Consider the following 13,928-nt stretch of genomic DNA (forward strand, 5'->3'; position numbering starts at 1 on the left):
AGATGGAAAACTACTACTTACTTAAAACAGAGCCCTCAGAGTACTCATACGACGATTTAGAAAAGGAAGGTAGAACAGTTTGGAACGGAGTCAAAAACCCACTGGCTCAAAAGTTTATAAAAAGTATGAAACCAAAAGATAAAGTGTTTATATACCACTCAGGTAAAGAAAAAGCAATAGTAGGACTTGGAGAGGTCATCTCAGAACCTTACTTAGATGAAAATAATCTATACGTTGTAGACATAAAACCTTTAAAAAGGTTAAAACTTCTAACATTGAAAGAAATAAAATCTATTACAGACTTTAAAGATTTTTACTTAGTAAGAATGCCAAGATTAAGTGTTATGCCAGTCCCAGAAAATTTGGTAAAATTAATATTAGAAAAAAGTGATGGAGGTTGAATCGTGTCGTTTTTAGTTGAGTTTTCAATGTTTCCTACAGACAAAGGAGAAAGTGTAAGTCAGTACGTAAGCAGAATAATAAAGATGATAGATAGCTCAGGAGTACCTTACAAATTAACACCTATGGGAACAGTTTTTGAAACAAACACAATGGAAGAGGCTTTAAACATAATAAACCAAGCATACAAACAACTTGAACCGGACTGTAATAGGGTTTACACAGTAATAAAAATGGATATAAGAAAAAACGCAGAAAATAGAATAGAAGGAAAAGTAAAATCAGTAGAGGAAAAGTTAGGTAAAGAAGTGAAGAAATGATAATCACAAAGTTAACTTTAAAAAACTTTTTAGCCCATGATAACACACAAGTAGAGTTTTCTCCTTCTGGAATTACTGCCATAATAGGGGAAAACGGGTCTGGTAAAACATCTATCTTAGAAGGAATAATGTTTGCCCTTTTTGGAAAATCATCTAAAGGGAACCAAATAGACCTAATAAAATGGGGAAGAAATAAAGCCTTAGTTGAACTTGAGTTTATAAAAAACGGTACTACTTACAAAATAGTAAGAGAGTTAGATAAAAAAGGTAGAACTGTCTCTTCAACTGCATTACTATACAGGATAGAAAGCGGTAGACAAGTCTTAGAAAGACAAAAAAATCTAAAACAAGAACTCCCCAAAATAACCGGAATATCAGAAAAAACCTTTTTAAACTCTATTCTAATAAGACAAGGGGAGATAGAAGGCTTTATAAAACAAAAACCAGCAGACAGAGAAAAAACTATAGAAGAAATTTTAGACCTTCATATGTACGCTAAACTTTTAGAAAAGTACGCAGACAAAAGAAAAAATTACGAAAAACAGTTAGAGATACTAAAAACAGAAAAAGTAGATAAACAGTCTTTAGAAGACCAGATAAAAACCATAACAGATCAGATAAACCAGTTAGAAACTGTTTTAAACCAGCTAACCCAAGAAAAACAAAGTTTAGAACAACAGCTAAATCAAACAGAAGAAAAAATAAACCAGTACAGTCTTCTAGAAAATGAAAAAAGATTATTAGAAACAAAGATTGATAACATAGAGCAAAAGATAGAAGAGATAAACAAAAAAATAAAAGAAATAGAAGGTCTTAAACAGCAGCTTCCTGAGTTGCAAGAAAAAGTTAAACAGCTCCAAGATATTGAAAAGCACTACGAAAAACTTAAAAATTTAGAAAATCTCTACATTAAACTGTCTCACGTTGAGAAAGATTTAGAAGAAATTCAAAAAAAAATAGAATTTAAACAAAAATTCCAGCCTATTTATCAAGATATAACACAAAAACAAGATCAGCTAAAACAAATATCCCAAGAAATTATAAGACTAGAGAAAATTAAAGGAGAGATAGAACAACTTGAAAAACAATTAAAAGAAAAACAAAAAGACCTTGCGACAAAAAAACAGAAATACGACCAAATTGTAAAACAGTTATTACATTATTATTCAAAGTTTCAGCAACTATTTTTAAATCCTTTTATGATAGATGAACATATAAATCAAAACAGATATAAAATGGAAAATCTTTCCAAAGAGCTTGATAAAGTTAAACAAGAAAAAGCAGATATAGAAGCTGAAGGTAAACAACTAAAAGAAAAATTATCAAACCTATCATCAATACATGGAGACTGTCCAACCTGTGGAAGACCCCTTGAAGAACATCAAAAAGAAGAACTTATAAACGAAATAAACAAAGTGTTAGAAGAAAAGAGAAATAAACACAAGCAGCTAACACAAAAACAAAAAGAAATTGAAGAAGAGTTAAAAAAACAAAAAGAGATAGAACAGCTCCTAAACCAGTTAAAACCTATTTATGATAGTATTAAGGAAGTTGAAAAGGAAATATCAACTTACGAATCTAAAATAAAAGCAAAACAGCACCAAATAAAAGATTTAGACCTGCTAAAATCTCAAAAAGAAGATATAGAAAAGTTTATATTATCTCACAGTCAAGACTTTGGATACTATCAAAAGATACTTCAAGAGAACCTTGAAGAAATTAAACAAAAATTAATAGAAGAGCAAAACATGATTTTAAAAGATATAGAAAGTATTGGACTAAAAGTAGAACCTTTACAAATAAAGCAAGAAATTTCTGAAGCCAGTAATAAAATCCAGCAGTTAAAACCTTTTAATGATAGCTACAATCAAATCCTACCTAAACTAAAGGAAGAAGACAGTTTAGAAAGGCAGCTTCAAGAAAGTGAAAACACTAAAACTCAGTTAGAAAATCAGCTCAATGATATTGAAGAAAAGTTAAAAGATTTAGACATTGAAAAATTCAAAGAAGAAAAAGAAAAGATTAAAGCTCAAATAGAAGAAAAAAACAAAGAGATATCAGAAAAAAATCAGCAACTTGGACATCTAAAAGGTCAAAAAAGTATTTTAGAAGATGGGTTAAAAAAAGCTGAAGAACAAGAGGAAAGAATAGAGCATTTATCAGGTAAAGTTAAAAAATACTACAAAGTGGAAAACGCTATACAGCAGATACAAAAACTTTTAAAACAAAACGCTATGTATAACCTTCCAAAAATCACAGAAGAGATATTCAACAGATTTGGATTTAATCAATTTATAAATCTTAAGTTTTCAGAAAAGTACGATATTGTCTTGACAGCAAATACAGTTTCTTCCTCTAACGTAGAAGTAAATATAGATGCATTAAGTGGAGGGCAGAGAGTTGCCCTCTCAATAGCTTTAAGACTTGCTATAGCAAAACTCCTTAACGAAAAGGCAGACTTTTTAATATTAGATGAACCTACAATATTTTTAGATGATGAAAGGAAGAAAGAGCTTGTTGATCTCTTTGGAGAGCTTAAAGAGAGTAATTTTATCAAACAACTTATAATAACAACCCACGACGAAGAGTTAGAAGGCTGGGCTAACGTAATATACAAAGTAAAAGATGGCTCTGTAGAGCTAATAAGTTAAATTACTTGAAAAAATCCAGTAAAGAGAGCTGTCTATTTTGGTTGAATACGGATATAAGTGCTTGGTATGCAACCTGTGCCTTTTGTAAGTTGGTTATTGCTTCTGCAACATCTACATCTTCAAGTTTTGAGATAAGGTCTTTGTTAAACACTTTGTTTTGATCGTTTATTGTTTTTAAGTCTTGAATAGTTTTTACTTGAGTTCCTATTACAGACCTGTACTGCATAACTGTATTTAAACCAATATCAAAAGCTTCTAAAAGTTTTACATTTTTACCATTTACACTAATGGTAGCAGTGTTTAAATCTCCAAGGCTTCCTGTACCACTTATAGCGTTGTCTATGATGTTAACTATTTTATCTATAGTTTCTGTCAGTATCATTTTATTTGTATCGTTGTTTACACCTAAATAAACTCTCCCGTTGAAAGTAGTGTTAAGTTCTACACCCGGAGCTGTTGGCACTTTTGTTTCTACTGTTTCACCTTGGTAAGTGCCATCCGGTGCAAACGGGTCAGTTTGAGTTTTAACACCACCAAATAAAGCTGTATCTCCTATTTTAAAGTTTGCCTGCTTTATAATGTAATCTTTCATATTTACAAAGTAATCCCTTAACACTTTTGCATCTTCTTTATCTAACACACCTGTATTTAAGAGCCTTACAATCTCAACTCTAACTTCCTGTCCAGCTGCTGCTATAGAGTTAAGTTGTGTTTCTGCAGAATCTAAAATGGTATTGACAAAGTCCATATTTCTTCCATATCTCTCTATATCCTCATTTATTGTTTTTAGACGGAGTGCACTTACAGTACCTACAGTATCGTCAGATGGAGATAGTAATTTAATTCCTGTGGCTATTTGTCTAGTGTATTTTTCTATCTCATTTTGTCTTATTTGGTCGTTTTTTATATAGTTATCATATTTTATTAGGTCAGCGATTCTCATAGCCCACCTCTTTTATAAGGCTTAATCTTACTATTATTATCGTGTAATTTTAAAAAATTTTTAATCATTTTCCTAAATTAAGTATAGTCTGCATAAGTTCATCTGTAACTGTTATTATTCTTGCAGAAGCCTGATAAGACCTTTGAAGTTTTGAAAGGTTTATAAGTTCCTCATCCATATTTACACCAGCAATATTCTTCATCTTTTCTGTAATTGCATCATATAGATATTTGTTGTTTTGCTGTTGTTGTTTTATGTAAGAAGAGGTAGAAGATATGTCTGCAACTAACTTTGTGTTATAAAACTCTGCAAATGTATGGTCTTTTATATATGTGTAGTTGGTAGAATCGTTAAGGGAGGATTGTAATGCAGCTTCTTCAGCAGGTGTTAAAACTGGTTGGGATGGGTTTGTGTATAAAACTCTTATGTTATTTTTTAATCCAAGTAGGTCTTTACCGTTTGTGTTGTCTGAGTTTAGGTAAGTAGAATTTTGTGCAAGGGCTACTTTTTTTGGGTCTGTTATGTTTAAGTATATGTTTGATGCATCTATTTTAGTTGAAGATTTTGATGGGTCTATAGTAAAGAAGTCTAAATTCGTACTTCCATCTAGTCCGTAGCCTTTTTTGTGTACTTTATTGAAGACTGTTGCAAAAACTGTTGTAAAGTCGTTGAGTTTATTTAACTGGTCGTTTATTGATTTTATTCCTTTTAGGTTTCCTCCTAACTGACCATTTTGAATTTCGGTAGTTATATCAGCAACACCGTTCCACTTTACTACAGGATTGCCGTTTGTATCAGTTTCAAAAGATAAAGGTGTACTTTGTATGCCTACTACAAGTCCGTATCCTTTTGCTGTAAATACGTTTACCGTATTGTCTTCGTTAAACACAACTTTAGTATCTATTAAATCACTTAACTGTTTTATAAGTCTGTCTCTTTCGTTTAAATACTCGTTGTTTGCTTCAATATCTAACGTTTTTGTTTTTATCGTTTGGTTTAGTTTTGCAAGTTGGTCTGTTATTTGGTTTATCTGCTTTACTTGGTCTCTTACTTTTAAAGTAATATCTTGTTTTTGATTGTCTAAACTATCATTTATACTTCTTATTTTTCCTACTAAAGTCTGGGCATTTGCTAAAAACTGTGACCTTGCTGCTATATCATCAGGTTTTATAAGCATATCGTTTATTGAGTTAAAAAAGTTGTTTAAATCTGATGAAAAACCACTTCCTAAAGTATCGTTAAACATAGTCTCTATGTTTGATAAAATCTCAGAAAATGAGTTGTCAGAGTTTAACTGCTGATTCAGTTCGATGGACCTGTTAAAAAGAGACCGGTCAAATACTCTTATTATTTTATTCATAAAAACGCCACTTCTTGGAAAGTCTTGGAAAACAGGTACTTCTCTGTTGTAGCCTTCTGTAGTAGCGTTTGATATATTTTTATTTGTTGAGTTTATACCTCTTTGAAATGTTAGTAAACTCTGTCCTGCTGTTGATAAAATTCCAAGTAAAGACATAGTTTTCCTCCTGATAGTCTTATAATATTATTATCGCATTTTTTTAGATATTTTTTAAAAGGAGAAAGATGAGTAGATTTTTAGGTGTAGATATTGGTGGGACTTTCTTAAAGGTTGCCTTCAAAGAAGATGATGAGATTAAAACAGAAAAAGTAGCAGTTAAAGACATTCAAAAAAAAGATTATTTTTTAAGGAGTTTAAGCCAAGTCATAAAGAAGTACAATCCCCATAGAATAGGAATCGCTATAGCTGGTCTTGTTGATAAAAAAACAGGTCTTTTAACAAACTCTCCAAACCTTAAATTTTTAGAAGGGCTAAACCTTAAAGAGTTTATAGAAAGAGAGTTTAACGTTGAAGTATTTGTAGAAAACGATGCAAATGTTGCAGCTTATGGAGAGTATGTATACGGCAACGGTAAAGACAGTAAAGTTTTAGTTTGTCTAACATTGGGTACTGGTCTTGGTGGTGGATTAGTGATAGATGGAAAGATTTTTTCTGGTGTATCAGGAAGTGCTATGGAGATAGGTCATATAACTATTGAAAAAGATGGGTTTTTATGCCACTGTGGAAGAAAAGGTTGTCTGGAGAGTTATGTATCTTCTTACGGACTTGAAAGACTTTACTGTCTTATCTCAGAAGATAGAAAAACCTCTTTTGATATAATAAACCTTGCAAAGCAAAATGATGAGAAAGCTGTTCAAACTTTTGAAGTTTTTACAGACTACCTTGCAATAGGAATAATGAGTATTGCCCACATATTTAATCCGGACACAGTTTTACTCGCAGGTGGAATTATTGAAAACTATCCAATGGTTTTAACTCTTACTAAAAGTAAAGTTGAAAAGCTTGTGTTTCCTCTTCCACTTAGAGATTTACATATTGATACTGCAAAACTTGGAAGTTGGAGTGGTGCTTACGGAGCTCTCGCACTGGCAGAAATTTACTCTTCATAGTATTCAGCTCCTCCTTCTTCCGTTTCCCACACTACAACTTTCACAAGTGTTGGGTACTTTTTCTTAACTTGGTCGTAGATGTACTTTGCTACGTTTTCAGCACTTGGAGAAAAGTCGTATATATCATTCATACACTTGTAATCAGGTAATATTTCTTTTAGTAAATCCTTTATCTCTAAAAAGTCGTATCCCATTCCACCGTTATCTAACTTGTCTGCCTTTATGTAAAGTTCTACCATCCAAGTATGACCGTGTAAAGGTTCTGGTTTTCCGTGGTAGTCTGTTAAAAAGTGAGCTGCGTTAAACTTTTGTTTTACTCTTACGATATATGGCATGATTTTTACCTCTTTAAATGTTTTTATGACAATTTACATAAAACTTAACTTGAAATATTTATAACATAGTTATATATTTATTTGCAATAAGCACCGCGGGGGGTGGTTATCCGTTTTTATGGATAGCCTGAGAGTATACCCCTTGAACCTGATGCAGGTAATCCTGCCGTAGGGAAGCGGGCGTTGGAAAAAACCTCCAAGCCATCTTCCTTAAAGCAGGCATTTAAAAAACTACACTTGGAGGTTTTATTATGAGGTTCTATGTATCAAAACGTAGAGGTCAAAAAAATGTTACACAGATGCACTATGCACGTCAGGGAATAATCACAGAAGAGATGGAGTACGTTGCGAAAAGGGAAGACCTTCCCGTTGAGCTTGTTAGGGAAGAGGTTGCAAGGGGAAGGATGGTTATACCCGCTAACATCAATCACATAAACCTTGAACCTATGGCAATAGGTATCGCTGCAAAGTGTAAAGTAAACGCAAACATTGGAAACTCTGCCATCACTTCAGACATAGAGACAGAGCTTGAAAAGTTAAGAGTAGCTCTAAAGTATGGTGCAGACACAGTTATGGACTTATCAACTGGTGGTAATCTAAACGAGATAAGAAAGGCCATAATAGAAAACTCTCCTGTCCCTGTTGGAACAGTTCCAATATATCAAGCACTTCAAGAAGTAAGAAGTATAGAGAAACTTACAGAGCAAGATATCCTTGATATTATAGAACTTCAAGCTCAACAAGGTGTTGATTATATGACTATCCACGCTGGACTGTTAAGAGAATTTTTACCTCTTGTAAATCATAGACTTATGGGTATAGTATCAAGGGGTGGGTCAATTATAGCTCAGTGGATGATAGTCCATGGAAAACAGAATCCTCTTTACACAAACTTTGATAAGATTTGTGAGATATTTAAAAAGTACGACGTTACATTCTCTCTTGGTGATGGATTAAGACCAGGTTGCATAAACGATGCATCAGATGAAGCACAGTTTGCAGAGTTAAAGGTTTTAGGAGAACTTACTAAGAAGGCATGGGAGCATGATGTTCAAGTTATGGTAGAAGGCCCGGGACACGTTCCTATGGATCAGATAGAGATGAACATTAAAAAACAGATGGAATTATGCCATGAAGCTCCATTCTACGTACTTGGACCGTTAGTAACAGATATAGCTCCCGGTTATGACCATATAGCTTCAGCTATTGGAGCAGCAATGGCAGGATGGTACGGAGCTGCAATGCTATGTTATGTAACACCAAAAGAACACTTAGGTTTACCAAATCCTGAAGATGTAAAACAAGGATTAATTGCATACAAGATAGCAGCTCACGCAGCAGACCTTGCGAGACACAGAAAAGGTGCTAAAGAGTGGGACGATGAAATGTCAAGGGCAAGGTACAACTTTGACTGGGAAAGACAGTTTGAGCTTGCAATAGACCCGGAAACAGCAAGAAAATACCACGACGAAACACTACCTCAAGAAGGATTTAAATCTGCTAAGTTCTGCTCTATGTGTGGACCATCTTTCTGTGCTTACAAGATATCCCAAAACGTTCAAGAAGCTGTAAAAGAAAACGAAGTAGAATTCCTTCCTATAATAAAATAAGAACTTAACACCCCCTTTTTTAAAGGGGGGTGATTAAATATATTTTTAAGGTCTTTCAGGGGGAGACATGAATTCTGGCCCTACTGGATGTTTTACATTTTCATTTATAATTTTATCCATATTTTTAAAATCTTCTTCTGATAAGTGCCATCCAAAAACTTCAGGTATATCGTTTAAATGTTCTTTTTTCCTTACTCCCCAAAGAGCTACTCCTAAAGGAGATTTATCTAACATCCATCTGACAGCAAGATGAATAACCCTTTTTCCAAATCTTTCCTGAGCATATTTATCTAATTCTTCAACAGCACTCAAATATTCTGAAAATCTAGGTTCCTGGAATTTTGGATCAACTTTTCTTAAATCATCTCCTTCAAATTTTGTGTTTTTGTTTATTTTACCGCTTAAAAGACCTCTGCATATCGCTCCATAGAAAAGTAATGCAATGTTATTTTTTTCACAATAAAGAATTACATCTTTTTCGATTTGTCTCTCAAATAAATTATAAGGAGGTTGATTAGTGTAAATAGGAGCAACTTTTCTAAATTCTTCCATTTGCTCAGGGGAGTAGTTACTCACTCCTATGGCTCTGATTTTTCCTTCTTTATAAAGTTTATACATTGCTTCTGCTGTTTCTTCAAAAGGTGTTTTAGTGTCAGGCCAGTGAACTTGATATATGTCTATATAATCTGTTTGTAATCTTTTCAGTGAGTCTTCTACTTCTTTAAAAATTCTTTCTTTTGTAGAGTTCCTCCATACTTTTGAATGCTTATCTTCCCACTCTAAGCCTACTTTTGTAGCAATAACAACTTTGTCTCTACTTCCATATTCTTTTAATGCTTTCCCAACAATTTCTTCCGATAGCCCAAATCCGTAAACAGGAGCTGTATCAATAAGATTTAATCCCTTATCCAGTCCATTTAAAATTGCTTCTATTGCTTTTTGCTCATCTGTTCCACCCCACATCCATCCTCCAATTGCCCACGTTCCAATGGCAATTCTTGAAACCTCAATTTCTGTCCCAGGAATTTTAAGATACTCAACCAATTTATCTTACCTCCTTTAAAGTATTAAAAATTTTATATAATCAGGAGTCATCGGAAGTCTGTTTACCTTTATGTCATAACCCCAGAATAATGCATTTGCAACTGCAGGTGCTATTGGTGGAAGACCAGGTTCACCTACACCTCCCATACTACCTTCTCCTTTTACTATATGAACTTCTATTTCATCAGGTGCCTCATCCATAGTTAAAATCGGATAAGTATCAAAATTTAAGTTTGATGGCCCTGATTTACCAAAATGAACAGCTTCTTTTAAAGCTGCACTTAAACCCATATTTACAGCACTTTCTACTTGAGCAATAACTAAATCTGGATTAATTACTGTAGGACCAAGATCGATAGCACAAACAACTCTGTGAACTTTAACTATACCTGTAGATTTGTCTAAAGATACTTCTGCGACTTGGGCAACATGTGTTCCGAAAGAATAGTGATAAGCAATTCCCATTGCTGCTCCATATTTTGGAGTTTTTCCCCAACCTGCTTTTTCAGCCACAGTTTGAATAACATTTTGAGCTCTTTGATTTTTAGATAACAATTTCAATCTTAACTCAACAGGATCTTTATGTGATAATTTTGCTACTCTATCAATAAATGTCTCTAACGTGAAGGCGTTATGAGAACTACCAACAGATCTCCAAAACCAAACTGGTATAGGTAAGTCTACTTTAACAAATTCAACATGAACATTTGGAATATCATAAAACATATTTTCTATTCCCTCAACTGCTGCTCTATCTATTTTTGAGGGTCTTCCTGCCCATTCAAAGACTGCTGGAACAGCTATTTTATGATATAGGGCAATTAAATTTCCGTTATTATCTAAACCTGCTTTCAAAATTGTTGCATTCATTGGTCTATACCATTGTGATTTTACATCATCTTCCCTTGTATATATAAGTTTTACCGGTCTTTTTAATTTTTTGGAAATTTCTACAGCTTCTTTAACAAAAAGAACATTAGACTTTCTACCAAAGCCCCCACCTAAATATGTTGTATAAACGTCTACTTTATTTTTATCAAATCCTGTAACTTCCATAGCTACTTTTTGAGCGAAGGTTTGTGCCTGTATTGGTGCATAAATTTCACATCTGTCATCAGTGATATTAGCAACACAGTTCATAGGTTCTATTGTTCCATGATACAAATACGGTAGAAGATATGTTTCCTCTATTTTTTTATTTACATTCTGTATTACCTTAATGACATTTCCATCGTTTCTGGCTATATTTCCATTTTCGTTTAATTTGTTTAAATAATACTCTTGAAGCTTGTTGTCATCATATCCTTCTATAGAACTTCTACTCCACTTAACTTTGACTTTGTTTCTAACTTTTAATAAACTTTCAAAGGTTTCTCCAACAATAGCAACTCCCGTCTGAATAGGAAAAGCATCTATAATACCCTTTTCTTTTAAGATGTCATCTTTATTAAAATCTTCTACCTTTGAATCAAAATAGTTAGGTCTTTCTACAACTGCATATACCATATTTTTTAGTTTAACATCAATACCAAAGATAGCCCTACCGTTTACTTTTTCAGGTACATCTATACGTGGAACATTCTTTCCTATATAGATAAATTCTTCCGGATTTTTCAAATTTACTTCTTGTGGAATAGGAAGTTTTAAAGCGTAATCCCAAAAATGAGAGTAAGGATACCTTTTGTCTTTATACCATAAATAACCTTCTTTTACTTTAAGATTTGATTTAGAAATATTTAATTTTTCGGAAGCTGCATTTAAAATCATCTCTTTAGCAGTTGCTCCTAAATATCTATAAAATTCATGCATATGGCTTAAGCTTGTACTTCCTCCTGTAAGTTGAGATCCAAACTTTTCATCTTTGTATATATCTGAAGCAGGAGCGGCTTTAACTTTTACTTTTTCCCATGGAAAATCAAGCTCATCAGCTACAAGCATAGCAAGTCCCGTGTAAACTCCCTGTCCCATCTCAGATTTATTAGAAAGTATTATTAGTTCATTATTTTTTGTAATTTGTAGCCACAAAACTGGTTTTAAATTGTTGTTCATAATCTCTTCCGCTTTTAGTATCTGAAATCCTGAAGGAGCGATAATTAATCCAATTGCAAGTCCTGAAATCTTTATAAAATCTCTCCTTGTAATCATTTTTTAACCCTCCTTCTTTAAAAGAGATTGAGCGCGTTTTATTGCTTTTTTAATTCTGTTGTACGTTCCGCATCTACAAAGATGGGAAGACATTATAGATACAATCTCGTTATCACTTGCATTTAAATTATTTTTAAGTAAGGCATAGGCTTCTACTATCTGACCAGACTGGCAATATCCACACTGAGGTACTTGTAACTCTATCCACGCTCTTTTTAATGGATGATCTTCTGGAATTCCTTCAATGGTTATGATTTCTTTGTTAATAGCAAGTTTAAGAGGTGTTATACAGGATCTAACAGGATTTCCATCTAATAAAATCGTACATGACCCACAAATTCCCTTCCCACATCCAAACTTTGTTCCAGTTAAACCTATATGATCTCTTATTACCCATAAAAGTGGTGTATCGTCTGATAGATTTACATTAAAAAATTTTCCATTGATTTTTAACTTTTTCATGGTTGTAAAACCTCCTTAAAACCATCCTCTTAAATATTGCTTTGGAATTTGAATTTTTATATTGTTTGATAAAGCCCATCTAATTGGCAAATAAGGATCTTTTAAAAATTCCCTTCCAATAGCAACTAAATCTGCCCTATTATTAGAAATTATCTCCTCAGCTTGGTAATAACTCTTAATAAGACCTACTGTCATTGTTTTTATTTTAGCTTCCCTTTTAATTTTTTCAGAGTATGGAACTTGAAATCCTGGATATGCATTTACTACTTCTGATTCTAAAATTCCTCCAGATGAACAATCAATTACATCACAGCCCTCTTCTTTTAATCTTTTTGCAAGATGAATACTATCTTCAAGTGTCCATCCATCTTCTACATGATCTACACAAGAAAGTCTAACAAACAAAGGCATACTTTCAGGAATTACATTTCTAACTTTTTTTACCACTTCCAGTAAAAATCTTTCTCTATTTTCAAGACTCCCTCCATACTCATCTGTTCTATGATTTGATATTAGTGATAAAAATTCGTGAATAAGATATCCATGTGCAGCGTGAATTTCTATAATATCAAAACCAGCTTCAACTGCCCGTTTAGCAGCATTTACAAATGAATTTTGAACTTCTTCTATATCTTTTTTATTCATTTCTTTTGGAATATGCCAGTTATTTCCAAATTGTAAAGGTGATGGAGCAATTGCATCTTTAGAACCTTTTATTTTGACACTTTCCCTTTCCCATGGATTGTAATCCTCTGCTTTTCTTCCTGCATGGGCAAGCTGTATTCCTACTTTTGCTCCAAAATTATGGCAAAAGTTAACTATATTTCTTAAACCTTCAATATGCTCATCTTTCCATATACCAAGATCTGAAGGGGATATTCTACCTCGTGGTTCTACGGCAGTAGCTTCTAAAAATATTAAACCTGCACCACCTACTGCCCTTGAACCTAAATGAACCATATGCCAATCACTAACAAAACCGTCATGTGATGAATACATACACATAGGAGACATTACTATCCGATTTTTCAATGTGACACCTCTAATCTTTTCATGAGAGTAAAGCATTGATTCTACCTCTTAATATTATTTTACCTTAATTTTAGAAATTAAATAATTTTTTGTCAAGTACAGACTTATTTGTGATATACTAACATAAAAGTAACTATAATGAGGTAAAGGGAATGAACGAATGTCCTATTGAGATAACTTTAAATATTATTAGTGGTAAATGGAAATTCTTAATAATAAAAGAACTTATAGATGGTCCAAAAAGATTCTCTCAGTTGAACCGATCTATAAAAGGAATAAATCAAAGAATGCTTACAAAACAACTTAGGGAGCTTGAAAGAGAAGGTATCATAGAGAGAAAAGTTTACCCACAAATTCCTCCAAAAGTGGAGTATTCATTAACCGACTTGGGAGAAAAACTACATCCTGTCTTACTTACTTTACACCAATGGGGAGTGGAATACATTAAAAGTAAGGGTGTAGATACATCCTACAAAGAGTGTGAAACAAAACTTCAGTTTACACAAAAAGTTTAAAAG

The 13,928-nt window shown here is 33.1% G+C and carries 13 protein-coding genes and 1 riboswitch; of the genes, 6 read left to right on the forward strand and 7 right to left on the reverse strand.

The window, feature by feature from the left end:
* Nucleotides 1–2: 2 nt before the first annotated feature.
* The 3 genes from SULAZ_RS06140 to SULAZ_RS06150 are packed head-to-tail and all read left to right on the forward strand — an operon-like array spanning nt 3 to nt 3,370.
* Nucleotides 3–401, forward strand: coding sequence for an EVE domain-containing protein (locus SULAZ_RS06140; protein WP_012673610.1), 399 nt, complete (start codon nt 3–5; stop codon nt 399–401).
* 3 nt (nt 402–404) lie between these two features.
* On the forward strand, nt 405–719 hold the full coding sequence (locus SULAZ_RS06145) for an MTH1187 family thiamine-binding protein (RefSeq protein WP_012673613.1): 315 nt from the start codon (nt 405–407) through the stop codon (nt 717–719).
* Nucleotides 716–3,370: an AAA family ATPase gene (locus tag SULAZ_RS06150; protein ID WP_012673954.1), complete on the forward strand. Its 2,655-nt coding sequence runs from the start codon at nt 716–718 to the stop codon at nt 3,368–3,370. The genes SULAZ_RS06145 and SULAZ_RS06150 overlap by 4 nt, the downstream gene beginning before the upstream one ends.
* Before the next feature lies 1 nt (nt 3,371).
* On the opposite strand, the gene SULAZ_RS06155 is transcribed toward SULAZ_RS06150, so the two are convergent.
* Together SULAZ_RS06155 and flgK are read right to left on the reverse strand one after the other, a co-directional pair.
* Nucleotides 3,372–4,313, reverse strand: a complete 942-nt coding sequence (locus tag SULAZ_RS06155) for a flagellin N-terminal helical domain-containing protein (protein WP_012673455.1) — start codon at nt 4,311–4,313, stop codon at nt 3,372–3,374.
* A gap of 64 nt (nt 4,314–4,377) precedes the next feature.
* Nucleotides 4,378–5,829: a flagellar hook-associated protein FlgK gene (flgK, locus tag SULAZ_RS06160; protein ID WP_012674419.1), complete on the reverse strand. Its 1,452-nt coding sequence runs from the start codon at nt 5,827–5,829 to the stop codon at nt 4,378–4,380.
* A gap of 68 nt (nt 5,830–5,897) precedes the next feature.
* Between flgK and SULAZ_RS06165 the strand changes: the two genes are divergently transcribed.
* The gene (locus SULAZ_RS06165) at nt 5,898–6,782 is read left to right on the forward strand and encodes an ROK family protein (protein WP_012674201.1); all 885 of its coding nucleotides are present in this window, start codon (nt 5,898–5,900) and stop codon (nt 6,780–6,782) included.
* Here SULAZ_RS06165 and SULAZ_RS06170 read toward each other — a convergent pair.
* Nucleotides 6,770–7,117, reverse strand: a complete 348-nt coding sequence (locus tag SULAZ_RS06170) for a 6-pyruvoyl trahydropterin synthase family protein (protein WP_012674960.1) — start codon at nt 7,115–7,117, stop codon at nt 6,770–6,772. The genes SULAZ_RS06165 and SULAZ_RS06170 overlap by 13 nt on opposite strands.
* Nucleotides 7,118–7,205: 88 nt before the next feature.
* A riboswitch (TPP riboswitch) is annotated at nt 7,206–7,309 on the forward strand.
* Between the two features lie 59 nt (nt 7,310–7,368).
* On the opposite strand from SULAZ_RS06170, the gene thiC reads away from it, so the two are divergent.
* Nucleotides 7,369–8,727 carry a phosphomethylpyrimidine synthase ThiC gene (gene thiC, locus SULAZ_RS06175; protein WP_012674814.1) on the forward strand — a complete coding sequence of 453 codons (1,359 nt, stop codon included), beginning with the start codon at nt 7,369–7,371 and terminating at the stop codon, nt 8,725–8,727.
* A 45-nt stretch (nt 8,728–8,772) separates the two neighbouring features.
* Here thiC and SULAZ_RS06180 read toward each other — a convergent pair whose 3' ends face one another.
* Genes SULAZ_RS06180 through namA form a run of 4 tightly spaced genes read right to left on the reverse strand, consistent with a single transcriptional unit; the run spans nt 8,773 to nt 13,446 of the window.
* Nucleotides 8,773–9,771 carry an aldo/keto reductase gene (locus SULAZ_RS06180; RefSeq protein ID WP_012674125.1) on the reverse strand — a complete coding sequence of 333 codons (999 nt, stop codon included), beginning with the start codon at nt 9,769–9,771 and terminating at the stop codon, nt 8,773–8,775.
* Nucleotides 9,772–9,786: 15 nt separating this feature from the next.
* Nucleotides 9,787–11,916, reverse strand: coding sequence for a xanthine dehydrogenase family protein molybdopterin-binding subunit (locus tag SULAZ_RS06185; protein WP_012673478.1), 2,130 nt, complete (start codon nt 11,914–11,916; stop codon nt 9,787–9,789).
* Between the two features lie 3 nt (nt 11,917–11,919).
* A complete protein-coding gene (locus SULAZ_RS06190; protein WP_012674972.1) occupies nt 11,920–12,378 on the reverse strand; it encodes a (2Fe-2S)-binding protein in 459 nt (152 codons plus the stop codon).
* Between the two features lie 15 nt (nt 12,379–12,393).
* Complete coding sequence (namA, locus tag SULAZ_RS06195) at nt 12,394–13,446, reverse strand: NADPH dehydrogenase NamA (RefSeq protein ID WP_012673701.1); 1,053 nt, start codon at nt 13,444–13,446, stop codon at nt 12,394–12,396.
* Between the two features lie 116 nt (nt 13,447–13,562).
* On the opposite strand from namA, the gene SULAZ_RS06200 reads away from it, so the two are divergent.
* Nucleotides 13,563–13,925 (forward strand): winged helix-turn-helix transcriptional regulator, encoded by a 363-nt coding sequence (locus SULAZ_RS06200; protein ID WP_012674153.1) that lies wholly within the window; start codon nt 13,563–13,565, stop codon nt 13,923–13,925.
* Nucleotides 13,926–13,928: the final 3 nt, after the last annotated feature.

It is taken from the genome of Sulfurihydrogenibium azorense Az-Fu1 (genome assembly GCF_000021545.1).
Classification (GTDB): Bacteria; Aquificota; Aquificia; order Aquificales; family Hydrogenothermaceae; genus Sulfurihydrogenibium; species Sulfurihydrogenibium azorense.

Excerpts from the sequence above, each read along its gene's own strand:
- SULAZ_RS06185 (WP_012673478.1), bottom strand. The coding sequence starts at position 11,916 with ATGATTACAAGGAGAGATTTTATAAAGATTTCAGGACTTGCAATTGGA.
- SULAZ_RS06190 (WP_012674972.1), bottom strand. The coding sequence starts at position 12,378 with ATGAAAAAGTTAAAAATCAATGGAAAATTTTTTAATGTAAATCTATCA.
- SULAZ_RS06165 (WP_012674201.1), top strand. The coding sequence starts at position 5,898 with ATGAGTAGATTTTTAGGTGTAGATATTGGTGGGACTTTCTTAAAGGTT.
- flgK (WP_012674419.1), bottom strand. The coding sequence starts at position 5,829 with ATGTCTTTACTTGGAATTTTATCAACAGCAGGACAGAGTTTACTAACA.
- SULAZ_RS06200 (WP_012674153.1), top strand. The coding sequence starts at position 13,563 with ATGAACGAATGTCCTATTGAGATAACTTTAAATATTATTAGTGGTAAA.
- thiC (WP_012674814.1), top strand. The coding sequence starts at position 7,369 with ATGAGGTTCTATGTATCAAAACGTAGAGGTCAAAAAAATGTTACACAG.
- SULAZ_RS06150 (WP_012673954.1), top strand. The coding sequence starts at position 716 with ATGATAATCACAAAGTTAACTTTAAAAAACTTTTTAGCCCATGATAAC.
- namA (WP_012673701.1), bottom strand. The coding sequence starts at position 13,446 with ATGCTTTACTCTCATGAAAAGATTAGAGGTGTCACATTGAAAAATCGG.
- SULAZ_RS06140 (WP_012673610.1), top strand. The coding sequence starts at position 3 with ATGGAAAACTACTACTTACTTAAAACAGAGCCCTCAGAGTACTCATAC.
- SULAZ_RS06155 (WP_012673455.1), bottom strand. The coding sequence starts at position 4,313 with ATGAGAATCGCTGACCTAATAAAATATGATAACTATATAAAAAACGAC.
- SULAZ_RS06170 (WP_012674960.1), bottom strand. The coding sequence starts at position 7,117 with ATGCCATATATCGTAAGAGTAAAACAAAAGTTTAACGCAGCTCACTTT.